We start from the raw sequence: 23,098 nt of genomic DNA, 5'->3' as shown, positions 1-23,098 counted from the left end.
CAAAGCGCCGGAGGCGCCCGCTACTTGCGGGGAGTCAGGGAACTCCAGCCCATTACTGGCGGGGAGTTCTGACCACTTCGCTGATCCACGCGCGGGTCTTGTCATCCAGCGGCCCGGCGACATTGCTTTCCCGGGCTTTGCGGTCAGCTTTGATCTTCTGGAGCACCATTCGGCCCAGGCCGGCGAATACGGCGGCAGCGACGACGGGCAAGACCATGGATTTTGATTTCTCAGACATGCGCACATCCTACTGACGGCGCACCGGGGTGACCATAGATCGGCGCAGGCCACGCCCGGCCACGGCGCGTCTGATGTGGTCGCCCGCCGAGTGCTGTCCGGGCGGCCGGGCAGGCATCGTTCACACTCCCGGCCACGAATGCGGCCGGACGCGCCGCGGCCGGTAGAATGGGCATGCAAGCTCGCGGAGCGCCCTTTCACGCTGTGTTCATCAAGCAGTCCTCACCACACAGCGGACCGGCGTGAGACGGCATCACTCCGCTGCGCCCTTACCAATGCTCACGCACAGGAGTTGCCGGATGCCCCGGATCGTTGTCGACGTCATGCCCAAGCCCGAGATTCTCGACCCGCAGGGGAAGGCCATCGTGGGTGCACTCCCCCGTCTGGGCTTCACCGCGTTTAGCTCTGTCCGCCAGGGCAAGCGCTTTGAACTCACGGTCGATGGCGAGGTGACGGAGGAGATCCTGGCCCAGGCCCGAAACGCCGCCGAGACCCTGCTGTCCAACCCGGTCATCGAGGACGTCGTCAACGTCGAGGTCGTCGAGGCCTGAGATGACTGAACTCCCCCTGATCGGCGAGGCCGTCGCCGTCGCAGCACACCCGCAACTCGCGGGTGCGAAGATCGGCGTTGTCACCTTCCCCGGCACCCTGGACGACCGCGACGCCGTCCGCGCGGTCCGCCTGGCCGGCGCCACGCCCGTGCCCCTCTGGCACGCCGACACCACCCTCGGCGACGTCGACGCCGTCGTGATTCCCGGCGGTTTCTCCTACGGCGACTACCTGCGCGCCGGCGCCATCTCGCGGTTCGCGCCGCTCATGGCCAGGATCATCGACGCCGCCAACTCGGACGCCCGGCTGCCCGTCCTGGGCATCTGCAACGGTTTCCAGATCCTCACCGAGTCGCACCTGCTGCCCGGCTCGATGATCAAGAACGACGGCCTGTTGTTCATGTGCCGCGACCAGATCCTGCGGGTGGAGAACAACACCACCGACTGGACCCGGGACTACGCCGTCGGCCAGGAAATCACCGTGCCGCTAAAGAACCAGGACGGCCAGTACATTGCGGACGAGAAGACCCTCGATGCCCTGGAGGCCGAGGGCCGGGTCGTGTTCCGGTACGTCGGTTTCAACCCGAACGGCTCCCGCCGCGACATCGCCGGCATCTCCAACGCCGCGGGCAACGTGGTGGGCCTCATGCCGCACCCGGAGCACGCCGTCGAGGCCGGTTTCGGCCCCGAAGACGGCTCCGGCACCGAGGGCCTCGGCTTCTTCACCTCTGTACTGAACAAGATCGTGGGAGACAACAAATGACGGAGACGTCGACTGGCCGGACGGCCGGCACCGCCACCGAGACCAAGAAGTTCAACATCGACACCGTCGAGAACGCGGCCAAGACCCCGGACGTCGAACTCCCCTGGGCCGAACTCGGCCTGAAGCAGAACGAGTTCGACGAGGTCGTCAAGGTCCTGGGCCGCCGCCCGACCGGCGCCGAACTCGCCATGTACTCCGTGATGTGGAGCGAGCACTGCTCCTACAAATCCTCGAAGAACCACCTGCGCCAGTTCGGCGAAAAGGTCACCGACGAGATGAAGAAGGACATGCTGGTGGGCATCGGCGAAAACGCCGGTGTCACCAACCTGGGCGACGGCTGGGCCGTGACGTTCAAGATCGAGTCCCACAACTCGCCGTCGTTCGTGGAGCCCTACCAGGGCGCCGCGACCGGCATCGGCGGCATTGTCCGCGACATCATCTCGATGGGCGCCCGCCCGGTGGCCGTGATGGACCCGCTGCGTTTCGGCGCCATTGACCACCCGGACACGGCCCGCGTTATGCACGGCGCCGTGGCCGGCATCGGCGGTTACGGGAACTCCCTGGGCCTGCCGAACATCGGCGGCGAAATGGTCTTCGACTCCGTGTACCAGGGCAACCCGCTGGTCAACGCCCTCGCCGTCGGCGTCATGCGGCACGAGGACATCCGCCTCGCCAACGCCTCGGGCAAGGGCAACAAGGTGGTGCTCTTCGGCGCCCGCACCGGCGGCGACGGCATCGGCGGCGCCTCCGTGCTGGCCTCGGAGTCCTTCGACGACACCAAGCCGTCCAAGCGCCCCGCCGTGCAGGTCGGCGACCCCTTCGCCGAGAAGGTCCTGATCGAATGCTGCCTCGAGCTGTTCAAGGGCTCCCTGGTGGACGGCATCCAGGACCTCGGCGCCGCCGGCATTTCCTGCGCCACCTCCGAGCTCGCCTCCAACGGCGACGGCGGCATGGAAGTCGAACTGACCTCCGTCCTGCTCCGCGACCCGACCCTGACCCCGGGCGAAATCCTGATGTCCGAGTCGCAGGAACGCATGATGGCCGTGGTCACCCCGGAGAACGTCGCCGCGTTTGAAGCCGTCATGGACAAGTGGGCCGTGGAGTACTCCTGGCTCGGCGAGGTGACGGATACCGGCCGCCTCATCATCACCTGGGAGGGCGACGTGATCGTCGACGTCGACCCGCGCACCGTGGCCCACGACGGCCCGGTCTACGACCGCCCGTACGCCCGCCCCGAGTGGCAGGACGCCGTGCAGGCCGATGCCTTCACCGGGTCCGTGCAGGACGCCGGCCGCCCGTCCGCGCCTGCGGAGCTGGCCGCCGCCATCACCGAACTCGTCGCCTCGCCTAACATGTGCGACAAGTCCTGGATCACCAACCAGTACGACCGCTACGTCGGCGGCAACACCGCCATGGCGTTCCCGGACGACGCCGGCGTGGTCCGGGTGGATGAGGAAACCGGCCTGGGCGTGGCCCTCGCCACCGACGCCAACGGCCGCTACACCTATCTCGACCCGTACCACGGCGCGCAGCTGGCGCTGGCCGAGGCGTACCGTAACGTCGCCACCTCCGGTGCCGTGCCGATGGCGGTCAGCGACTGCCTGAACTTCGGCTCCCCCGAGGACCCCGACGTGATGTGGCAGCTGGCCGAAGCCATCCGCGGCCTGTCGGATGCCTGCATGGTGCTGGGCATCCCGGTCACCGGCGGCAACGTCTCGCTGTACAACCAGACCGGCACCACCCCCATCCACCCCTCCCCGGTGGTGGCCGTGCTCGGCAAGTTCGACGACGTCGCCCGCCGCACGCCGTCGGGCTGGAAGGAAGACGGCCAGGCCATCTACCTGCTCGGCACGACGGCGGCGGAACTGGACGGCTCCGAATGGTCCAACATGCGCGGACACCTCGGCGGGCTGCCGCCCAAGGTTGACCTCGCCGCCGAGCGGGCCCTGGGTGAGATCCTGATCAATGCCTCCCGCGACGGCATGGTGGATTCCGCGCACGACCTCTCCGAAGGCGGCCTGGCGGCGGCCCTCGTGGAGTCCTCGCTGCGCTACGGCGTGGGTGCCCGGGTCGCGCTCCAGGATGTCCTGGACCGCGACGGCGTGGACCTGTTCACGGCGCTGTTCTCCGAGACCCAGGGCCGCGCCATTGTGGCGGTGCCCCGCTCCGAGGAGATCCGCTTCACGGACATGTGCACCGCCCGCGGCTTCCCGCATCTGCGGATCGGCGTCGTCGACGCTGAGGGCGGCACGCTGGAGATCACCGGCGTCGAGACCATGAACCTCGGATCCCTCCGCGAAGCCCACGAGGCGACGCTGCCGAAGTACTTCGGCTAGCCCCACCGCCCCCCACCACCATCGACTGCTCCGCAACCGCCCTTTTGAACCCTCAGAACGGCGGTTTCGGAGCAGTCGATGTGGGTTAACGGCCCGGACGCCAGCCGGCCTGGACCAGCGCGGCCCGGACCTTGGCCACGGCGGCCTTGGCGTCATTGTGCATATGCCGGTTGGAGATCCGGACCTCGGTCCAGCCGAGGGCCGTGTACCGTTCGGATCGGGCGATGTCCCGGACAATCTGTCCCTCTTCGCCGTGTTGCTCGCCCTCGTACTCGATACCGATCCTGTATTTGCGGTAGGACAAGTCGGGTTCGTGGTGCCGCGTTCCTGCATCGTCCACGATCGGCACGTTCAGTTCCGGTTCCGGAAGACCGCCCCGGACAATGGCAAGTCTCAGCATGGATTCCTGCGGCGAATCCGAGCCCACGCGTATGAGTCTGATGGCCTCCCGCGCCTTGCGGATTCCTCGCTTCCCCCGGTGGCGGTCGATCATCCGCTGCAGATCCGCGAGGCTGCATAACGGCATGTCCCTGCCCTCGAACTCGAGCCGGGGGACGCGGACGCAGCTGTCGCCGGCCACCACAAGTTCCTCCACGGTCAGCATCTCGGCGAGATCCAGCCAGGTTCGCTCCGGTGTGGTGAGGGGAATCCCGTCCAGGAGCGTGATCTCGTCGTCGTAGAGCTTCATCCGGTGAACGATGACATGTGGACGGTTGAGATGGGCTGCACCCTCGGGCCTGATCACGTGATACATCGGCGGTCCCTCCTTTTGACGCCGCGCCGGAAGCGAATCAAGCTCCGCCGCGGTGAGGTGCGACGCGGCGCATCGCTCATTGACCTCAATGAATGGCCGCACCCTCACGCTCAACGGAATCCCCGGCGTCGGGCCCTGGGAACGGATCCCCTTCCCGAGCGTTGCGAGGGAGCGGTGGCGGAGCCGCTTGGGCGACACTCCGGCCGCGGCGGCTTCCACAACGGTGAAGGGGCGTCCCCGGAAATCGTCCGGCAGCGGGCGTGCGGTTTTCATGGCTTCATGAGACCAGAACCGCGGGAACGCCGCAGAAGTTATCCACACCACCCAATCCGCTGCTCCACAGGTGCCGTTATGACACCTCATAAGGGCGCCTACGGAGCAATCGATGGTTTCAGTCGTCGCTGCGGAGTTCGCGCTGGCGGGCGCTGAGCAGTTCCAGTTCCGGCCTGGCCGCGACGAAGCGTTCAACAGCGGCCAGCACCTCGACGAGGTGCGCCCGGTCCGCCGCGACCAGCCCGACGCCGATCACAGTGCGGCGGTACTGGTCCTGCAGTCCGGCCTCGGTCACGGAGACGTCGAAGCGGCGCTTGAGCTCGGCGAGCACCGGGCGCACCACGGAGCGCTTCTCCTTCAGGCTGTGGACGTCGCCGAGGAGGACGTCGAATTCAATCCAGCCGATCCACATGCATTTATCGTAGCGAGTGCTCCGTAACCGCCGTTTTGGGGCGCCAAAAGGGCGGTTACGGAGCAGTCGACGGGGGTTAGATGGTGAGCTCACCCATCCGGTCCCAGCCCTCGCCGTCGAACTGGCGGCTGATGATCTGCGGCGTCTCCCGCAGGGCCTGGGGCATATCCGCCATGGCCTGCTTGAAGTGTGCGCTGTTGACGTGGTCCCCGGCGGCGTCATCCTTGAAGGCCTCGACCAGGACGAATTCGTTGGGGTCCTCCACGCTGCGGGACCAGTCGAACCACAGGTTGCCCGGTTCCTGCCGGGTCGCACGGGTGAAGTCCTGCACGAGGCCGAGCCAGCGGTCGGACCAGTCGGGCTTGACCTTGAATTTGACGACAATGAAGATCACGGAACTGCCTTTCGGTATGGCGGGACGGTGTTCCATTCTTACAGTCGAAGGGACTGTTTTCAGCAGGCCTCGATCGCCTCGCGCGCCAGTTCCTGCTGCCGCGGGGTGCCCACGCGGTCCGCCCACTGCGCCGCGAGCTGGAACTCCACCATCGCCTCGGTGCAGCGCCCGGCGTCGTGCAGCGTCCAGCCCAGGTTGTTGTGCAGGGCCACGAGCCACTGCCTGGTCCGCTCGTCGTGCACGGTGGACGCGTATTCCAGGGCGCTGCGGGTCCACGTCTCGGCGTGGGCCGCATCGGCGATGGCGAGCATGTGCAGCGCGTCCACGGCCAGGAATTCCTCGCCCAGGTGGTCCGCGAGTTCGGCGGCCTGTTCAAAGAGCGGCACGGCCATCTCCGCGTGCCCGCTGGAGTTCAGCACCCGGCCGCGCTCCAGCAGCACCCGGACCGCCACGGTGGGTTCGTCGCCGTCGACCGCGTCCAGCAGCGCGTCGGCTTCCTCGAACCGGCCCTGCAGGCCGATGGCGCGGCCCAGCTGGGTGGTCAGCTCGGCGCGTTCGTCGGCGTCGTAGGCCGGATCGGCCGCTGCCGCCCGGAAGCGGGCTTCCGAGGCCTGCGGGTCCTCGAAGTTCCAAAGTTCGTCAAGCGTGGTTTGGTTCAGCATTGCCTGCTCCTGATCGGCTCTCACCTGCGGCCAGTTGACGTGCACTGTCAATGTATCGGGAAGTGATGAGCCTTTGGGCGGCCTTGGCCGCTGCCCCGCCGACGGCGTAGAACCAGTTGGAGTGCCTGCTGAAGGCGGTGATGGTGAAGGTCACGGCGCCGGCGGCGTCGATGGAGACCTCAAACGCCTCCTCGCCGCGCTCCGGATGGCCGGGGAGCGTGCCATAACCGAACCCTGCCGACTGCGCCGTGTTTCCGGGGGCCGGGCGCCGGACCCACACGACCTCGCACGGCGCCTTGATCCGGAAGGGCCCGATGCCGAATCCGCTGACAATCCGGGAGCCGGACTCCACCGCCTCGGTTTCGGTCCGGACCCGCAGCCCGGACCGGCGCTGGATCTGCCAGGTGAGGATCCCGGCGGCGACGCGGCGGTAGGTCTCGAACCCTTCGCCCAGATGGGCACTGGCCCGGGACCGGTCGAAGCCCGCTGGCGACCGGCCGTCGCTGGTGAATCCGATGCCGGGGTAGTTCAGTTCGCCCCGGGCGATCCGCGCGCTCACGCGCGGCCGCCGTCGGCCAGCCGGGCCCAGCCCAGCTGCTCCTGCTGGCGGCGGCTCAGCGAGGCCACCACGAGGTCGTAGGAATCCTCCACCATGTCGCGCACCATTGCATCGGGCAGGGACCCGTCCAGGCGCACCCCGTTCCAGTGCTTCTTGTTCATATGCCACGCTCCGGTGATCTCCGGATGCGCGGCGCGCAACTGTTCGGCCAGGGCGGGCTCGCATTTCAGGCTGACGGAGAAGTCGGCCGACGCCAGGGCGGAGAGGGCGAACATCTTGGCGTCACGGCGGCTGCCGCCGGACACTGCGGCCCGCACCTTGAACACCGACGTCTCCGGCCCGAACGGGAAGTCCTCGAAGGCGCCGGGAAAGCCCAGGCAGATTCCCCGGAGTGCAGCTGCATCCATGTTCCGAGCCTACTGGCCGGCCCGGACATTCTGCAGGCATTACTGCCGGGACCGCCGGCCGCGGCCCCGGTTGCGGCGCGAGTCCGGTCAGAGGCCGAAGCGCCTGGCGTCCTGCGCGGGGCAGGCGTTCATGATGACGTCGAGCCCGGCGGCTTTCGCCCGGGCCGCGGCCGCTTCGTCGATCACACCGAGCTGCATCCAGACAGCCTTGGCGCCGACGGCGATCGCCTGATCCACCACGGCCCCCACCTTCCGGGAATTCACAAAGCAGTCGACGACGTCGATCGGCTGCTTTTCGGGCGGGATGTCGGCAAGCGCGGCGTAGCCGGTTTCCCCGTGCACAGGATCGCCCGGCAGATTCACCGGGATGATCTCCATCCCGAGCCGGTCCCGGATGAACAGGGATGTGTCGTAGGCGGCACGCCACTGGTTCGTGGACAGGCCGACAATGGCCCACCGCCCCTTGGTGCGCATGAGCTTTTCGAGGACTGCCGGATCGTTGACGTGGGCCATGAGCACAGCCTAACCGCCACCGCGCCGGCTCCCGGCCAGCGACAGGGCATCCGAGGGCCACGGCATTCCGAACAATTGACCGACACTTCAGCACCGAAGGGCATCTGGCCGAATATTACGCGACAAAACCTCGGAATTTGAGGAAACGCCCCCAATCCGTTTTAGTTGGGAAGGACCATCCCGAGCGGCCAAGAGACCTGGATCCATGACGCCGCAGCAACCCTGACCGCAGGGTGCTACCGCCAGGACCGATGGAGTATCCCAATGACAACTGCCCTTTCCTCGCCCGCGCGCACGGTGCACCAAACAGCCCCGCCCGGCCACCCGGTCACGGAGGCCGAGCGCCTCTCCTTCTGGGAGGACGCGGCCCTCCGGCTCGACTGGGCGGACGTTCCCGGGCAGGACAAGCCCTGGCACACCACCCACCGCCGCGTCCCGGCCGACGTCGGCGCCGGCACCGGTCCGGACATCACCTGGTTCGACGGCGGCCGGCTCAACGTCGCCTACAACTGCGTCGACCGCCACGTCGCGGCGGGACGCGGTGACAAGGTGGCCCTGCACTTCGAGGGCGAGCCCGGCGACCGCCGCACCATCACCTACGCCGGACTGCAGCGCGAGGTCTCCCGGGCAGCCAACGCCCTGCTGGACCTCGGCATCACCAAGGGCGACCGGGTGGTCATCTACCTCCCGGTCATCCCGGAGACCGTGATCATCACCCTGGCCGTGGCCCGCATCGGCGCCATCCACTCGCTCGTCTTCGGCGGCTTCTCCGCCGAGGCGCTCAGGTTCCGGGTGGAGGACACAGGCGCCAAACTGCTCGTCACCACCGACGGGCAGTTCCGCCGCGGCGTGGCCGTGCCGGTCAAGGACAACGCGGACGCGGCCGTCGCCGGGGACAACGCCGTCGAGCACGTCCTGGTGGTCAACCGCACCACCGCACCGGAACTGCTGGACACCGTCCCGATGACCGCGGGCCGCGACGTGTGGTGGCATGACGCCGTCGGGCAGGCCTCCGCGGACCACACGCCGGAAGCGTTCGACGCCGAAACGCCGCTGTTCATCATGTACACCTCCGGCACCACCGGCAAGCCCAAGGGCCTGGTCCACACCTCCGGCGGCTACCTCACCCAGGCCTCCTGGAGCTTCGAGCACCTCTTCAGCAACCCGGACCCGGCCCTCCGCGACGGCGACGTCCACTGGTGCACGGCGGACCTCGCCTGGGTCACCGCCCACACCTACGAGCTGTACGGCCCGCTCTCCAACGGCGCCACCCAAGTGATCTTCGAGGGCACGCCGAACACCCCGCACCCGGGCCGGCACTTCGAAATCATCGAACGCTACGGCGTCACGCAGTACTACACCGCGCCCACCCTCATCCGCTCGCTGATGGGCTGGTTCCCGGACGGCGTCCCGGCCGGCTACGACCTCTCCTCCATCCGCCTGCTCGGCACCGTCGGCGAAGCCGTCAACCCCGAGGCGTGGCGCTGGTTCCGGAAGAACGTCGGGTCCGGCACGGTCCCGGTGGTGGACACCTGGTGGCAGTCCGAAACCGGCGCCACCATCCTCTCCCCCGCACCGACCGACACCGAGTTCAAGCCCGGCTGCGCCGCCCGGCCGCTGCCCGGCGTCAGCACCCGGATCGTGGACGACGCCGGCAACACGGTCCCGCCGGGCGTCCAGGGCTTCATTGTGGTGGACGCCCCCGGCCCCGCCATCGCCCGCACGGTCTGGGGCAACCCGCAGCGTTACTTCGACTCATACTGGCGCCAGTACGCCGACCGGGGCTGGTTCCTCGCCGGCGACGGCGCCAAGTACGACGACGACGGCGACATCTGGATCCTCGGGCGGGTGGACGACACCCTGAACGTCTCCGGCCACCTGCTCTCCACGATCGAGATCGAATCGGCCCTCGTCTCGCACCCGGACGTCGTGGAGGCCGGCGTCTGCCCGGTCGCGGACCCGAAGACCGGCCACGCCGTCGTCGCGTTCGTGGTGCTGAAGAGTTCGGACGCGATGTCCTCGCGCCGCTTAGCGTTCACGGACTCCCCCGAGCTCGCAAGCTCGCCCGGGGACCCCGGTCCGATCACTTCACTCGCTCGTTCCTCGCTCGCGCGATGCGCGGCTACCGAGGACATCGCGTCCGAATTGAAGGCTTGGGTCGCGAAGGAGATCGGGCCGATCGCTAAGCCGCGCGACGTCGTCGTCGTCGAGGATGTGCCGAAAACCCGCAGCGGCAAGATCATGCGCCGGCTGCTGACCCAGCTGTTCGAAGGAACCACGCTCGGTGACACGACCTCGCTGCAGAACGAGCCGTCGATCGCCGGCATCCAGACCGTCCTGCGTGAACGCAATGACCAACCCGAAATAACCCAGAAGTAAGGAACATCCATGACTGACATCAGCAACGTCGCCCGTCTTTCCGATCCGCTCAAGTTCGCCTACTGGGTTCCGAATGTCTCCGGCGGCCTCGTGGTCTCCACGATCGAACAGCGCACCGGCTGGGACTTCGAGTACAACAAGAAACTGGCCCGGATCGCGGAGAACTCCGGCTTCGAATACGCCCTAACCCAGACCCGCTACGCAGCCTCCTACGGCGCGGACAAGCAGCACGAGGCCACCTCGTTCAGCCTCGCGCTGCTGGCCGCCACCGAGCGGCTGAAGGTGATCTCCGCTGTCCATCCGGGCATGTGGCACCCCGGTGTGCTGGCGAAGTTCATCATCACCGCCGACCACATCTCCAACGGCCGCGCCGCCGTGAACATCGTCTCCGGCTGGCTCAAGGCCGAGTTCGAGAACTTCGGCCTCGAATGGCTCGAGCACGACGAACGCTACGTCCGCACCGAGGAGTTCATCAAGGTCCTCCGCGGGCTCTGGACCGAGCAGGACTACAGCCAGTCCGGCAAGTACTACAACATCAACAACTTCACCCTGAACCCGGCCCCGGTGGACGTTCCGGGCCGGGCGCACCCGGAGATCTTCTTCGGCGGCAACTCCACCGCCGCGCAGGCGACGGCCGGCCGCGTGGCGGACTGGTACTTCTCCAACGGCAAGGACCTCGAAGGCTTCAAGGAGAACATCGCCGGCGTCGTCGCCGCGGCCGGCGAGACCCGGCGCGGGACCGACGGGGCCCTCCCCTCCCCCAAGTTCGGCCTGAACGGCTTCGTGATCGCCCGCGATTCCGAGAAGGAAGCCCGGGACACGCTCCGCGAGATCGTCGCGAAGGCGCACAAGCCCGCCGTCGAGGGTTTCCGTGCCGCGGTCCAGGAAGCCGGCGCCTCCACTAAGGACGGCAAGGGCATGTGGGCCGACTCCAGCTTCGAGGACCTGGTCCAGTACAACGACGGCTTCAAGACCCAGCTGATCGGCACCCCGGAGCAGATCGCCGAGCGGATCGTGGAGTACAAGAAAATCGGCGTGAACCTGTTCCTCACCGGCTACCTGCACTTCCAGGAAGAGGTCGCGGCGTTCGGCCAGGACATCCTGCCGATCGTCCGCGAACTCGAGGCCGACCTCGCCCGGAAGAACGGCACCGAACTGGACCTGTCCGGCACCCCGGCAGTTCCGGCCGGCACTGCCGGCGAGCTGGTGAACGCGTAATGGCCGACCGCAAGTTCGGTTTCCGCACCCGCGCCCTGCACGCCGGCGGAACGCCCGACGCCGAGCACGGCGCCCGGGCCGTGCCGATCTACCAGACCACGTCCTTCGTGTTCAAGGACACCCAGGACGCCGCCAACCTCTTCGCGCTGCAGAAGTACGGCAACATCTACTCCCGGATCGGCAACCCCACGGTCGCCGCGTTCGAGGAACGCATTGCGTCCCTCGAGGGCGGCATCGGCGCGGTGGCCACGTCCTCGGGCATGGCCGCGGAGTTCATCACCTTCGCCGCGCTCACCCAGTCCGGCGACCACATCGTCGCGGCCTCCCAGCTGTACGGCGGCACCGTGACCCAGCTGGACGTGACGCTGCGCCGCTTCGGGGTGGACACCACGTTCGTCCCCGGCACCGACCCGGCGGACTACGCCGCGGCGGTCCGCGAGAACACCAAGGCGATTTTCGTCGAGGTGGTCGCCAACCCGTCCTCGGAAGTCCAGGACCTGGAGGGGCTGGCCAAGGTCGCGCGCGACGCCGGCATCCCCCTCGTCGTCGACGCCACCCTGAGCACCCCGTACCTCGTGCGGCCGATCGAACACGGGGCGGATATCGTGATCCACTCCGCCACCAAGTTCCTCGGCGGGCACGGCACCACCCTCGGCGGCGTCATTGTCGAGAGCGGCCGCTTTGACTGGGGCAACGGGAAGTTCCCCACCATGACCGAGCCGGTCGCGTCCTACGGCAACGTCTCCTGGTGGGGGAACTTCGGCGAGTACGGTTTCCTGACCAAGCTCCGCTGCGAGCAGCTGCGCGACATCGGACCCGCGCTGTCGCCGATGTCCGCGTTCCAGCTCCTGCAGGGCGTGGAGACCCTCCCGCAGCGCCTGGACGAGCACCTCAAGAACGCCCAGGCCGTGGCGGAATGGCTCGAAGCCGACGAGCGCGTGGCCTACGTGAACTTCTCCGGCCTGCCCTCGCACCCGCACTTCGAGCGGGCGAAAAAGTACCTGCCGCTGGGACCGGGCTCGGTGTTCTCCTTCGGCGTGAAAGGCGGCCGGGCCGCGGGCCAGAAGTTCATCGAGTCCCTGCAGCTGGCCTCGCACCTGGCCAACGTCGGCGACTCACGGACCCTGGTGATCCACCCGGGCTCCACCACCCACCAGCAGCTCAGCCCGCAGCAGCTCGAATCCGCCGGTATCCCCGAGGACCTGATCCGGATTTCGATCGGCCTGGAAGACATCGAGGACATCCTCTGGGACCTTGACCAGGCCCTGGACCTGGCGTGTTTCATGGGGGCCGACGGTGTATCCGCGGAAGCGGCGCATCGCGCCGCCGAGGAACGAGGCGGTGAAGAGACCGGCTCGGGGTCCCCGGACGAGCTTGCGAGTCCGGGGAAAGCCGGGAATGCTAAGCCGCGTGCGGATGCACCAGAGGCTGACACCTGCACGATTGGAGCGAACTGATGACCATTGAAGAGCGAACCTGGGCCGGGCCGTCGGCGCCGGAGCGGCTGAACCTGCTGCGGCAGGCGAAATCGATCGCGATTGTGGGCGCCTCGGACAAGCCGTCCCGGGCGAGCTACTTTGTGGCGACCTACCTGCAGTCCTCCACGCGCTACAAGGTGTACTTCGTGAACCCGGTGGTGAAGGAGATCCTGGGCGAGAAGACCTACGCCTCGCTCGCGGACCTGCCGGAGAGCCCGGACATCGTGGACGTCTTCCGCAAGCACGATGACCTGCCGGGAGTCCTGGACGAGGCCATCGCCGCCGGCGCCAGGACGCTCTGGCTGCAGCTCGGCTCCTGGCACGAGGACGTGGCGAAGGAAGCGGAAGCTGCAGGGCTCGACGTCGTGATGGACCGCTGCGTGAAGATTGAGCATGCCCGGTTCCACGGCGGCCTGCACCTGGCCGGCTTCGACACCGGGGTCATATCCTCCAGGCGCCAGGTCCTGGCCTAAGGTTCCTGGGCCGGGCCGGCGTCGTCGACCCCTGCTGTTCCGGGGGTCGGTGGCGTGCCGGGTGCGGCGTCGACGAAATCTTCGCCCTCGGCCGGTTCCTGGGAATGGAGCCGGATCTCCGACACGTCGGCGGTCGGATCCCCCTCAGCCGGAGCCTCGCTGTGGCGACGTTCTGCGCCGGGCATGTCGCTCATGTCGCGTCCTTTCGTGTGGCTTCCCCTGCTTGACTCGGGTCGCTGCCCAAGAGTCTGCAATGGGGGCCATCGGTGTGCCGGGAGTGCTGCTTCTTTCATCGTGGCTCGGACAGGATTCCGGGTCAATATCCCCGGGCATCCCGTACGGGCCGGCCCAGCCGGCAATCACGGGGACTATGACGACGACGGCGGGCACCTTTCCAGGTGATCCGCCGCCGTCGTACCTCAATTGTTGAAGCGTCAGTCGTTGATCAGGTCGTTGATCACGATCGTCTGATCACGGTCCGGGCCCACGCCGATCGCCGAGAAGCGCGTGCCGGAGAGCTTCTCGAGCGCCAGCACGTAGTTCTTGGCGTTCTCCGGGAGGTCCTCCAGGGTGCGGGCGCCGGTGATGTCCTCGGTCCAGCCGTCGAAGTGCTCGAAGATCGGCTTGGCGTGGTGGAACTCGGTCTGGGTCATCGGCATTTCATCGTGCCGGACGCCGTCAACATCGTAGGCCACGCAGACCGGGATCTGCTCGATGCCCGTGAGCACGTCCAGCTTGGTGACGAAGTAGTCCGTGAACCCGTTGACGCGCGAGGCGTGGCGCGCCAGCACGGCGTCGTACCAGCCGCAGCGGCGCGGCCGGCCGGTGTTGACGCCGAACTCGCCGCCCGTCTTCTGCAGGTACATGCCCATCTCGTCGAACAGCTCGGTGGGGAAGGGGCCCGCGCCCACCCGGGTGGTGTACGCCTTGATGATGCCGATGGAGCGCGAGATGCGGGTGGGGCCGATGCCCGAGCCCACGGAGGCGCCGCCGGCCGTCGGGTTCGAGGAGGTCACAAAGGGGTAGGTGCCGTGGTCAACGTCCAGGAACGTGGCCTGGCCGCCTTCCATGAGGACCACCTTGCCCTCGTCCAGGGCGGTGTTCAGGACATAGGTGCTGTCGATGACCAGCGGGCGGAGCCGTTCGGCGAAGGACAGGAAGTACTCCACGATTTCATCCACCTCGATGTCGCGGCGGTTGTAGACCTTGACCAGGAGTTCGTTCTTCTGCCGCAGCGACCCTTCGACCTTCTGGCGCAGGATCGAGGCATCAAAGACGTCCTGGACGCGGATGCCGAGGCGGGCCACCTTGTCCATGTACGCCGGGCCGATACCGCGGCCGGTGGTGCCGATGGCGCGGGAGCCGAGGAACCGCTCCGTGACCTTGTCCAGGACCTGGTGGTAGGGCGCCACGAGGTGGGCGTTGGCGGAGACACGCAGCTTGGAGGTGTCGGCGCCGCGGGCTTCGAGGCCGTCGATCTCCTGGAACAGCGCCTCGAGGTTCACCACGCAGCCGTTGCCGATGATCGGTATCGCGTTGGGGCTCAGGATGCCGGCCGGAAGGAGCTTGAGCTCATACTTCTCACCGCCTACGACGACGGTGTGCCCGGCATTGTTGCCGCCGTTGGGCTTGACGACGTAGTCGACTCGGCCACCAAGCAGGTCAGTGGCCTTACCTTTGCCTTCGTCGCCCCATTGGGCTCCGACGATCACGATTGCTGGCATGGGATCCTCCCCCATTCGTTCGGGCCGAAGTCCGCGTGACTCACCAGGGTGGTCAACGGAACTCAGCGCCGTTCATGAGAATGCCCCGAATCTACCGCTGTGCTCTTACCATCAACGCCAGAGTCCGGGGCTCTTACCACCCAAGTTTAGCCGATCACGGTCGCGGCAGTTCATTTGACCATCCAATGGACTTCCCGCTGGCTGCGGCCCGCGCCCAGGCGTCCAGCCAGCGGAACTTCGGCGCGCGCACTTGCGCCGGCCGGCCGGGTGGAATTAAGTGAGAGTTGACCATCCCGAGCGGCCGAGGGACCTGGACCGCTGACGCCGCAGCAACCCTGGCCGGACACAGCCTTGTGCCGGCGAAGGGTGCTACCGCCAGGACCGATGGAAAGGAAGCACCCCGTGCGCCAGAACACCGACCATATCCGCGCCACGCACGCCGGATCCCTGCCCCGTACCCCCGAACTCATCGCCGCGAACGAGGCCAGGGAAGCGGACGGCGTCACCCCCGAGTTCCTGGATCTGCTGGAAACCTCCGTGGTGGACATCGTCCAGCGGCAGAAGGACCTCGGCATCGACATCCCCAACGACGGCGAATACGGCCACACGATGTCCAGCTCGGTGGACTACGGGGCGTGGTGGAACTACTCCTTCAGCCGGCTCGGCGGCCTCGAGCCGACGGAGGTCGACCGCTGGGCCGACGCCGCGGTGCACCGCTCCACACCGGGCAACATCGTGCTGACTTCCTTCCCGGACCGTCGCGACCGGCAAAAGTTCAACGAGGCCTACAACGACCCGTCCTCCGGGATCCTGGCGCACCGCAAGAGTGTCACGCAGCCGAAGATTGCCGGCCCGCTGCACTACACCGGGCAGGACCTCGTGGCCTCGGACATTGCCAACCTCAAAACCGGCCTGGCCGCCGCCGGGCTGACCGAAGGCTTCGTCGCTTCCCTCTCCCCCGGCTCCTGCGCCCGCGTCGCCAACGAGTACTACAAAACCGATGAGGAACTCCTCTACGCCTGCGCCGACGCCATGCGTGAGGAGTACCAGGCCATCGTCGACGCCGGGCTCACGGTCCAGCTCGACGATCCGTCGCTGGCCGAAAGCTGGGACCAGATCAACCCGGAACCGAGCCTTGCGGACTATCTCAAATTCATCCAGCTCAGGGTTGAAGCCACCAACTGGGCCCTGCGCGACCTCCCCCCGGAGCAGATCAGGCTGCACGTCTGCTGGGGTTCCTGGCACGGCCCGCACACCACGGACATCCCCTTCGCGGACATCATCGGCTCCGTGCTGCAGATCAATGCCGGCGGCTACTCCTTCGAGGCCGCCAACGTCCGCCACGAGCACGAATGGCGCGTCTGGGAGGACACCAGGCTCCCCGACGGCAAGGTCATCATCCCCGGCGTCGTCTCCCATGCCACCAACGTCGTGGAGCACCCCGACCTAGTGGCGGACCGGATCCTACGCTTCGCCAACCTGGTGGGCCGGGAAAATGTGATTGCTTCCACAGACTGCGGCCTCGGCGGCCGCGTGCACGCGCAAATCGCCTTCGCCAAGCTGGAATCCCTGGGGGAAGGCGCCCGCCGCGCCACCACGCGGCTCTGGTAATCCGGCGTCGGCCGAAACGGCATTTCGCAGGGCTTGATAGACTAATAAGGATCGACCAGGAATCGGTCCACACCACATTTTCAAACCACACCGTACTTGGCATGCCCCGGTGCCCGGCATGCCGCGTACGGTCTGGCAGCTTTACCAAACCCGCAGGAGACTCAGCAATATATGACAGCCTTGGCCACTGAAAATTCACGCGAACAGCTTCTGAGCCGCCGCTACGAACCTAGCGTTGCAGCAGTCAACGAGCTGTGCGACACGCTGCAGGCAACCAAAGCTGGCACGAACGTCCCGTATGTGGACCCGTTGCACGACGTCGACGAGTGCCGGATCATCAGCCTTTTCTCCAACATTGGAACCGAGGACGAGTCCGGATTCATCACCGCCGGCGACGAGGAAGCGGCCACCCGCCTGCTCGGCGTCCAGTGGAAGCTCGGCCTGCGGCCCGAGTACGTGATGCCGTGGAACGTCCACCCCTGGTACGTGCCGGGCGAACCCAACGGCAAGTTCACGCCGGACCAGATCTCCGCAGGCTTGAAGCCGCTGCTGAAGTTCCTCGCCGTCGTGCCCCGCGCCTCGGTGATTGTGGCCCACGGCACCGAGGCCAACCGCCTCGCGAACCTGCTTCTCAAGACCGAGGTGCCCATGATCTGGCGCCGCGGCCTCAAGACCTACAAGGTCCGCTCGCTCAGCGGCCGCGCCTTCGCCGGCACCCCGGCCCGCCAGGAGCAGTACCTCGACGAGATGGGCACCGTCTACGCTGACGCCATGGCCCGGACCGGTCTGGCCAAGACCAGCTAATTGTTCGCCACAACGACGGCGGGCGCCCACCTGAGTGGTGGGCGCCCGCCGTCGGACTTTAACTAGCAACGCGGGGTCGCTTTCGGCCCATCCCAAGGTGCGGAATGGGCCGAAAGCGACCCCGCGTTGTGGTTAGCGCTTTTCGGCTTCGATGGCTGCCTTGGCGAAGGGGTCCGAGTCGTTGAGGAACTTCTCGATCCGTTCCGGCTCCTCGGCCTCGCCGATCGCCGCGGAAGCCCGGCCCAGCGAATACAGGGCACGCAGGAAGCCGCGGTTCGGTTCGTGTTCCCACGGGATGGGCCCGACGCCACGCCAGCCGTTGCGGCGCAACGAATCCAGGCCGCGGTGGTAGCCGACCCGCGAGTAGGCGTAGGAGTCGATGGTCCGGCCCTCGCTCCACGCTTCCTCGGCCAGCACTGCCCAAAGCAGCGAGGATGTCGGGTGCTTTTCCACCAGGTCCAGGGCTTCCTGGCCCGCGTCCAGCGCCGCGTAGACCTCAGTCTCGGCGGGCAGGAGCGTAGGCTCGGGACCCATCAGGTTCTTGCGGAACTCGTCCGACATGCCTAGAACGTCTTGCCGGTGGAGCCGAGCTGCTGGGCGGCCTCGACCACACGGGCCGCGAGGCCGGCCTCGGCGGAGGCACCCCAGACGCGCGGGTCGTACAGCTTCTTGTTGCCGACCTCGCCGTCGACCTTCAGCACGCCGTCGTAGTTGCGGAACATGTGGTCCGCCACGGGGCGCGTGTAGGCGTACTGGGTGTCGGTGTCGATGTTCATCTTGATCACACCGTAGGAGACGGCGTCGGCGATCTCCTTCTCGGAGGAGCCGGAGCCGCCGTGGAAGACCAGGTCGAACGGGTTGGCCTTGCCGATCTTGGCGCCGACCTGCTCCTGGATGTCCTTGAGGATCTCCGGGCGGAGCTTGACGCCGCCGGGCTTGTAGACGCCGTGCACGTTGCCGAAGGTCAGTGCCGTGATGTAGCGGCCGTTCTCGCCGGCACCGAGGGCTTCGATGGTGGCGAGGGCGTCCTCGACCGTGGTGTACAGCTTGTCGTTGATGGCGTTCTCGACGCCGTCTTCCTCGCCGCCGACGGTGCCGATCTCGACCTCGAGGATCATCTTGGCGGCCGCGGTGCGCTCCAGCAGCTCACGGGCGATGCGCAGGTTTTCCGGCAGGGTCTCGGCGGAGCCGTCCCACATGTGGGAGCTGAAGAGCGGGTTGCGGCCGGCCTTGACCTCGGCCTCGGAAGCTGCCAGCAGCGGCAGGACGAAGCCGTCCAGCTTGTCCTTGGGGCAGTGGTCGGTGTGCAGGGCGATGTTGACGCCGTAGTTCTTGGCGACTTCGCGGGCAAACGCGGCGAAGCCGAGCGAACCGGCCACCATGTCCTTGGTGGAGGCCCCGGACCAGTAGGCGGCACCGCCGGTGGAGACCTGGACGATGCCGTCGGACTCGGCCTCGGCGAAGCCGCGGAGGGCCGCGTTGAGGGTCTGGGAGGACGTGACGTTGACGGCGGGGAAGGCGAAGCCACCCGTCTTGGCGCGGTCGATCATCTCGGAGTAGATCTCTGGGGTTGCAATGGGCATGCTGACTCCTAAAGTGAGTTTCGTCTGCGGGCTGGGCTCACCCTGGAGTGAACCTCGTCGGCTAGGAACCATCCTAGCCATTCCTTCGCCCGGGCAGTGGTTCCGGTCACTCGTGCCTGTAATACTCGACCGCGTGATCGGCGCGCGGCATCCCATCGATTTCGCACTTCGCGGCAGTATCATGCGAAAACATTGCCGCGAACTGTCAACTCGCGGGCCTGATGCGGCCTTCGAGGACGGCGCGGACCTTGCGGACGGCTGCCGGACGCTCCCCTGCGAGGTCCCAACGGGATACGCGCACCTCGAGCCAGCCGGAACGCGCCGTAGTGTCTGCCCTCCGGATGTCACGCAAATACTGGTCTTCCCCATTGTGGTGCGCCCCTTCGTATTGGAGGGCAATCCGCCGCTGCGGGTAGGCGGCGTCAGGCCACAGGACGGGAGAGCCCGGGCCGCCCCAGGGGTCCTCACTCCAGATGACATGGTTCAGGACGGGTTCGGGCAGCCCGGCACGCACGAGCGCCAGGCGCAGCCGCGTTTCGGGCGGCGAATCGGCACCCACCCGGATTAGCTCGACGGCGGCCCGCGCCTTCCGCACGCCCCGGCTTCCCCGGTGCCGCTCAAGCATGCGCCGCAAGTCTTCGATGCTGCACAAGGCTTCCCGGGGAACGGGAAACTCCGGCCCGTGCTGGCAAACCATGGAATCGCCGGCAATGACAAGGTCGTCGATGCTGAGTACCGAGGCCAGATCCAGCCAGGTCCGGGCGGGCGACGTGAGCCGGACGCCGTCGAGCTCCACCACCTCGTCCGGCAGCAGCGCCAACTGGTGCCCTACGATGTTGACCCGACGCGGTGTGCTGAGACCCCTGCGCCGGGCGAGGTGGATGCGCCAGTCCTCCTCCAGCCAGCCGGGCAGGGGCGCGCTCCACAGGCGCGCCGCCGACCCGAGGCTGAGGGTGGCCTCGTCGTCGAGATCGGTGTAGGCCCGCAGCGCGGCGGCTCCGGCGGCGGCGGAGCCCGCACAGATCCGGATGCCGCGAGAGACCGTCACCAGGTCCCGCGCCGCGGTGCGCGTGCGGGTGACGCCCGCCTGGTCCGCGGCACGCAGGGAAAAGGATCCGGTAGTGAGATGGAGCGGAAGCGGTGCCCTGCGCATGGCCCATTGTGCCTGCTTCGATCACGTCTCGGTTGAGTTATCCACAGCCCTATGCAGCCGGGGGCATCGAGTTGGCATTTCGTGGCAGTGCTGGCGTGAAACATTGCCACGAAATGCCAACTCGATGTGAGCGCGCCGGCCGCGCCCCTACCCCGGGAGCTGGTTGAACACGTGCCGGCGGATCCAGGCGTGCATCGCGATGGCGGCGGCGGAGGCGGCGTTGATGGATCGTGTGGAGCCGAACTGTTCGATCGACAGGGTGTCCACCGCCGCTTCGTGGACCTCGGGGGAAAGTCCCGGGCCCTCCTGGCCGAACACCAGCACGCAGTCCCTGGGCAGTTCATAGGTTTCCAGCGGAACGGAGTCCGGGAAGATGTCGATGCCGATGATGGCCAGGCCCTCCCCCTCTGCCCACGCCACGAAGTCCGCGACGGTGGGGTGGTGCCGGATGTGCTGGTACCGGTCGGTGACCATGGCCCCGCGGCGGTTCCACCGGCGTCGCCCGATGATGTGGACTTCCTTGGCCAGGAACGCGTTGGCGCTGCGCACGACGGTGCCGATGTTCATGTCGTGCTGCCAGTTTTCGATCGCGATGTGGAAGTTGTGCCGCTTGGAGTCCAGGTCCGCGACGATCGACTCGTGCTTCCAGTAGCGGTATTTATCGACCACGTTGCGGCGGTCACCGTCCGCCAGGAGGTCCGGGTCCCAGTGAGCGCCCTCCGGCAGTTCCCCTTCCCAGGGCCCGACGCCGACCTCCGCCTTGGCCTCTGCCTCCGGCTCCGGCTCCGCCGGGGTGCCGGAAAGGGTTTCGCTGGGGATCTCGGGTTCAGTCACGACTCAACATTAGACTGGGACTGGCATCGGCACATTATCGGCGGAGGACAGCATGGCGGAGCAGCAGGCAGACCACAGGGAAGACGCGGACCACGTGCTTTCATCCAAATCCGTGTACCGCAGCGGCCAGGAGATCGAGTGCTGGCTGACGGACATGGACGGTGTCCTGGTCCACGAAAACCAGCCCATCCCCGGCGCCGCTGAACTCATCCAGCGCTGGGTGGACACGTCCCGGCGCTTCCTCGTCCTGACCAACAACTCGATCTTCACCCCCCGGGACCTCGCCGCCCGGCTGAAGAGCTCGGGCCTGGAAATCCCCGAGGAGAACATCTGGACCTCCGCCCTGGCCACGGCCCAGTTCCTCAAGGACCAGGTGCGCGGCTCGGATTCCGGCAACCGCGCCTACACGATCGGCGAAGCGGGGCTGACGACGGCGCTGCACGAGGCCGGCTTTATCCTCACCGACCAGGACCCGGACTTCGTGGTGCTCGGCGAAACCCGGACCTACTCCTTTGAAGCCATCACCATGGCCATCCGGCTGATCCTGGGCGGGGCGAGGTTCATCGCCACCAACCCTGACGCCACCGGCCCCTCGAAGGACGGCCCGATGCCGGCCACAGGCGCGATCGCGGCGCTCATCACGAAGGCCACGGGCCGGGAACCCTACATTGTGGGCAAGCCGAACCCGATGATGTTCCGCTCGGCCATGAACCAGATCGACGCGCATTCGGAGACCACGGCCATGATCGGTGACCGTATGGACACCGACATCATCGCGGGGATGGAAGCGGGGCTGCACACGGTGCTGGTCCTCAGCGGCATCACCCACAAGGACGACATCGCCGCCTACCCGTTCCGGCCCAACCAGATCCTGAACTCCGTGGCCGACCTGAAGAACCAGATCTAGCACCCTAGAAGGCGGTCTTCTTGCCTCCGCCGGAGGGCAGCGGGAGGATCCCGTCCTGCAGCTCCTCGATGATCGGCCGGTAGATGAACGGATTCCAGCCAGGGCTGGCGTGCGCCGGCTGGGCGCCGTCGGTCCGCAGTGAATCGGCGGCCATGTTGTCCTTGAAGATCAGCGACCAGGAGTCCCGGGCAGTCTCGTAGTCGACCGTCCGGTCCCGCGGGTTGCCGACGAAGGCCATCCGGGTCCCGCCGAGCTTGCCGGCGAAGCGGGTGGCGTCATAGTGGTAGATGTAGGCGGACTCGGACTGGATCAGCACGCTGGAGGGTGCAATCGGCGAGAGCTGCTCCAGGGTCTGGTCCACGACCTGCCCCCAGCTGCGCTCGTCCTTGTGCATCATTCGCTCACCAAGTTCGTAGCCGCCGCGCAGCACCGAGGGGAACCGGAAGCCGCTCTCGTAGAGGAACACGACGCCCTCGAACCAGCTCTGGTCCAGCACGTCGTACTTGCTGTACGGGCTGGAGTCCAGCAGGATAAACGCCACCTCAATCCCGTGCAGTTCCCGGAGCCGGGCCGCGACCTGGGTGGCCACCATGCCGCCGAAGCTGTGGCCGTAGAAGTAGAACGTGGTCAGTTGATGCGCCCGCGCGTGCTCGACCACGGCGATGACGATCTGGTCGATGTCGAGGCCCACATTGGAGTACCCGACGGCGGCGAGCTGGCCGCGCTTGTTCAGCGCACCACGCAGGGCGTTCAGGATCCACAGGGCTTCCTCCCAGCTCGTCTTGTAGCCGGGAAAGAGGAACCAGCTGGCGTTGGGGAAGTACTTCTCGGCGGTCTCGTCCGGCACCGTGAGGATTTTATGAACGCGGCGTTCGGCCTGCACCCGACGGGTCAGCAGCATGTCCGCCGCCAGCACGGAGGCGGCGCCGGCACCGATCAGCAAGCCCCGCCGGGAGAACCGCCGGAGTTCGGCGGCGTGCCGGAGCACACGGGCGTCGGCATCGCCGTTCCCGCCCACATCCTCAACTTCAGGCTCACGCGGCACATCTCTACCGTAGCCACCGAGGAACGCGGAT

Annotated in this window: 25 protein-coding genes; 10 read left to right on the top strand and 15 right to left on the bottom strand. The window is 67.2% G+C overall.

Features of this window, described 5'->3' with window-relative positions; genetic code table 11:
- Positions 1–52 precede the first annotated feature (52 nt).
- A complete protein-coding gene (locus tag AC06G6_RS02535) occupies positions 53–238 on the bottom strand; it encodes a hypothetical protein (protein WP_479826049.1) in 186 nt (61 codons plus the stop codon).
- A gap of 298 nt (positions 239–536) precedes the next feature.
- Here AC06G6_RS02535 and purS point away from each other — a divergent pair, with 298 nt between their 5' ends.
- The 3 genes from purS to purL are packed head-to-tail and all read left to right on the top strand — an operon-like array spanning position 537 to position 3,884.
- Positions 537–788 (top strand): phosphoribosylformylglycinamidine synthase subunit PurS, encoded by a 252-nt coding sequence (gene purS, locus AC06G6_RS02530; protein ID WP_011690410.1) that lies wholly within the window; start codon positions 537–539, stop codon positions 786–788.
- A 1-nt stretch (position 789) separates the two neighbouring features.
- Positions 790–1,548 (top strand): phosphoribosylformylglycinamidine synthase subunit PurQ, encoded by a 759-nt coding sequence (gene purQ / locus AC06G6_RS02525; protein ID WP_479826047.1) that lies wholly within the window; start codon positions 790–792, stop codon positions 1,546–1,548.
- Positions 1,545–3,884, top strand: a complete 2,340-nt coding sequence (purL, locus tag AC06G6_RS02520) for a phosphoribosylformylglycinamidine synthase subunit PurL (RefSeq protein ID WP_479826046.1) — start codon at positions 1,545–1,547, stop codon at positions 3,882–3,884. Before purQ ends, purL begins: the two co-directional genes overlap by 4 nt.
- Before the next feature lie 85 nt (positions 3,885–3,969).
- Here purL and AC06G6_RS02515 read toward each other — a convergent pair whose 3' ends face one another.
- The 7 genes from AC06G6_RS02515 to AC06G6_RS02485 form a co-directional block, all read right to left on the bottom strand.
- Positions 3,970–4,911 (bottom strand): hypothetical protein, encoded by a 942-nt coding sequence (locus AC06G6_RS02515; RefSeq protein WP_479826044.1) that lies wholly within the window; start codon positions 4,909–4,911, stop codon positions 3,970–3,972.
- A gap of 118 nt (positions 4,912–5,029) precedes the next feature.
- Positions 5,030–5,323: a DUF503 domain-containing protein gene (locus AC06G6_RS02510; RefSeq protein ID WP_069950535.1), complete on the bottom strand. Its 294-nt coding sequence runs from the start codon at positions 5,321–5,323 to the stop codon at positions 5,030–5,032.
- A gap of 76 nt (positions 5,324–5,399) precedes the next feature.
- Positions 5,400–5,717 (bottom strand): putative quinol monooxygenase, encoded by a 318-nt coding sequence (locus tag AC06G6_RS02505; protein ID WP_479826042.1) that lies wholly within the window; start codon positions 5,715–5,717, stop codon positions 5,400–5,402.
- Between the two features lie 59 nt (positions 5,718–5,776).
- A complete protein-coding gene (locus AC06G6_RS02500) occupies positions 5,777–6,379 on the bottom strand; it encodes a hypothetical protein (protein ID WP_479826040.1) in 603 nt (200 codons plus the stop codon).
- Positions 6,357–6,938 carry a DUF1990 family protein gene (locus AC06G6_RS02495; RefSeq protein WP_479826038.1) on the bottom strand — a complete coding sequence of 194 codons (582 nt, stop codon included), beginning with the start codon at positions 6,936–6,938 and terminating at the stop codon, positions 6,357–6,359. The genes AC06G6_RS02500 and AC06G6_RS02495 overlap by 23 nt, the downstream gene beginning before the upstream one ends.
- Entirely contained in the window at positions 6,935–7,345 is a 411-nt protein-coding gene (locus tag AC06G6_RS02490) for an MmcQ/YjbR family DNA-binding protein (RefSeq protein WP_479826036.1), read from the bottom strand. Before AC06G6_RS02490 ends, AC06G6_RS02495 begins: the two co-directional genes overlap by 4 nt.
- 87 nt (positions 7,346–7,432) lie before the next feature.
- A complete protein-coding gene (locus AC06G6_RS02485) occupies positions 7,433–7,858 on the bottom strand; it encodes a CoA-binding protein (protein WP_479826034.1) in 426 nt (141 codons plus the stop codon).
- Positions 7,859–8,122: 264 nt separating this feature from the next.
- On the opposite strand from AC06G6_RS02485, the gene AC06G6_RS02480 reads away from it, so the two are divergent.
- The 4 genes from AC06G6_RS02480 to AC06G6_RS02465 are packed head-to-tail and all read left to right on the top strand — an operon-like array spanning position 8,123 to position 13,406.
- Positions 8,123–10,237 (top strand): acetate--CoA ligase, encoded by a 2,115-nt coding sequence (locus tag AC06G6_RS02480; RefSeq protein WP_479826031.1) that lies wholly within the window; start codon positions 8,123–8,125, stop codon positions 10,235–10,237.
- Between the two features lie 9 nt (positions 10,238–10,246).
- A complete protein-coding gene (sfnG, locus tag AC06G6_RS02475; protein WP_479826029.1) occupies positions 10,247–11,455 on the top strand; it encodes a dimethylsulfone monooxygenase SfnG in 1,209 nt (402 codons plus the stop codon).
- On the top strand, positions 11,455–12,912 hold the full coding sequence (locus AC06G6_RS02470) for an O-acetylhomoserine aminocarboxypropyltransferase/cysteine synthase family protein (RefSeq protein ID WP_479826027.1): 1,458 nt from the start codon (positions 11,455–11,457) through the stop codon (positions 12,910–12,912). Before sfnG ends, AC06G6_RS02470 begins: the two co-directional genes overlap by 1 nt.
- On the top strand, positions 12,912–13,406 hold the full coding sequence (locus AC06G6_RS02465; protein WP_479826025.1) for a CoA-binding protein: 495 nt from the start codon (positions 12,912–12,914) through the stop codon (positions 13,404–13,406). The genes AC06G6_RS02470 and AC06G6_RS02465 overlap by 1 nt, the downstream gene beginning before the upstream one ends.
- On the opposite strand, the gene AC06G6_RS02460 is transcribed toward AC06G6_RS02465, so the two are convergent.
- Together AC06G6_RS02460 and AC06G6_RS02455 are read right to left on the bottom strand one after the other, a co-directional pair.
- Positions 13,403–13,600, bottom strand: a complete 198-nt coding sequence (locus AC06G6_RS02460) for a hypothetical protein (protein WP_479826024.1) — start codon at positions 13,598–13,600, stop codon at positions 13,403–13,405. The two genes, AC06G6_RS02465 and AC06G6_RS02460, sit on opposite strands and share 4 nt — an antisense overlap.
- Positions 13,601–13,840: 240 nt before the next feature.
- On the bottom strand, positions 13,841–15,130 hold the full coding sequence (locus AC06G6_RS02455; protein WP_479826022.1) for an adenylosuccinate synthase: 1,290 nt from the start codon (positions 15,128–15,130) through the stop codon (positions 13,841–13,843).
- Between the two features lie 402 nt (positions 15,131–15,532).
- Between AC06G6_RS02455 and AC06G6_RS02450 the strand changes: the two genes are divergently transcribed.
- Together AC06G6_RS02450 and AC06G6_RS02445 are read left to right on the top strand one after the other, a co-directional pair.
- Positions 15,533–16,741 carry a cobalamin-independent methionine synthase II family protein gene (locus AC06G6_RS02450; protein ID WP_479826020.1) on the top strand — a complete coding sequence of 403 codons (1,209 nt, stop codon included), beginning with the start codon at positions 15,533–15,535 and terminating at the stop codon, positions 16,739–16,741.
- A 171-nt stretch (positions 16,742–16,912) separates the two neighbouring features.
- On the top strand, positions 16,913–17,545 hold the full coding sequence (locus AC06G6_RS02445) for a uracil-DNA glycosylase family protein (protein ID WP_282378176.1): 633 nt from the start codon (positions 16,913–16,915) through the stop codon (positions 17,543–17,545).
- 132 nt (positions 17,546–17,677) lie between these two features.
- On the opposite strand, the gene AC06G6_RS02440 is transcribed toward AC06G6_RS02445, so the two are convergent.
- The 4 genes from AC06G6_RS02440 to AC06G6_RS02425 all read right to left on the bottom strand — a co-directional run bounded on the left by AC06G6_RS02440 (position 17,678) and on the right by AC06G6_RS02425 (position 21,100).
- A complete protein-coding gene (locus AC06G6_RS02440; RefSeq protein ID WP_479826017.1) occupies positions 17,678–18,106 on the bottom strand; it encodes a DUF3151 domain-containing protein in 429 nt (142 codons plus the stop codon).
- 2 nt (positions 18,107–18,108) lie between these two features.
- Entirely contained in the window at positions 18,109–19,128 is a 1,020-nt protein-coding gene (gene fbaA, locus AC06G6_RS02435) for a class II fructose-bisphosphate aldolase (protein ID WP_479826015.1), read from the bottom strand.
- 205 nt (positions 19,129–19,333) lie between these two features.
- On the bottom strand, positions 19,334–20,281 hold the full coding sequence (locus AC06G6_RS02430; RefSeq protein WP_479826013.1) for a hypothetical protein: 948 nt from the start codon (positions 20,279–20,281) through the stop codon (positions 19,334–19,336).
- A 147-nt stretch (positions 20,282–20,428) separates the two neighbouring features.
- On the bottom strand, positions 20,429–21,100 hold the full coding sequence (locus AC06G6_RS02425; protein WP_479828829.1) for a TrmH family RNA methyltransferase: 672 nt from the start codon (positions 21,098–21,100) through the stop codon (positions 20,429–20,431).
- Between the two features lie 67 nt (positions 21,101–21,167).
- On the opposite strand from AC06G6_RS02425, the gene AC06G6_RS02420 reads away from it, so the two are divergent.
- Entirely contained in the window at positions 21,168–22,022 is an 855-nt protein-coding gene (locus AC06G6_RS02420) for an HAD-IIA family hydrolase (RefSeq protein ID WP_354351940.1), read from the top strand.
- 4 nt (positions 22,023–22,026) lie between these two features.
- Here AC06G6_RS02420 and AC06G6_RS02415 read toward each other — a convergent pair whose 3' ends face one another.
- A complete protein-coding gene (locus AC06G6_RS02415; protein ID WP_479826011.1) occupies positions 22,027–23,067 on the bottom strand; it encodes a thioesterase domain-containing protein in 1,041 nt (346 codons plus the stop codon).
- Positions 23,068–23,098 lie beyond the last annotated feature (31 nt).

The organism is Arthrobacter sp. CJL-S3 (assembly GCF_056711635.1).
The sequence above is the reverse complement of the archived record's forward strand: the minus strand, read 5'-3'. Positions and strand labels throughout refer to the sequence as shown.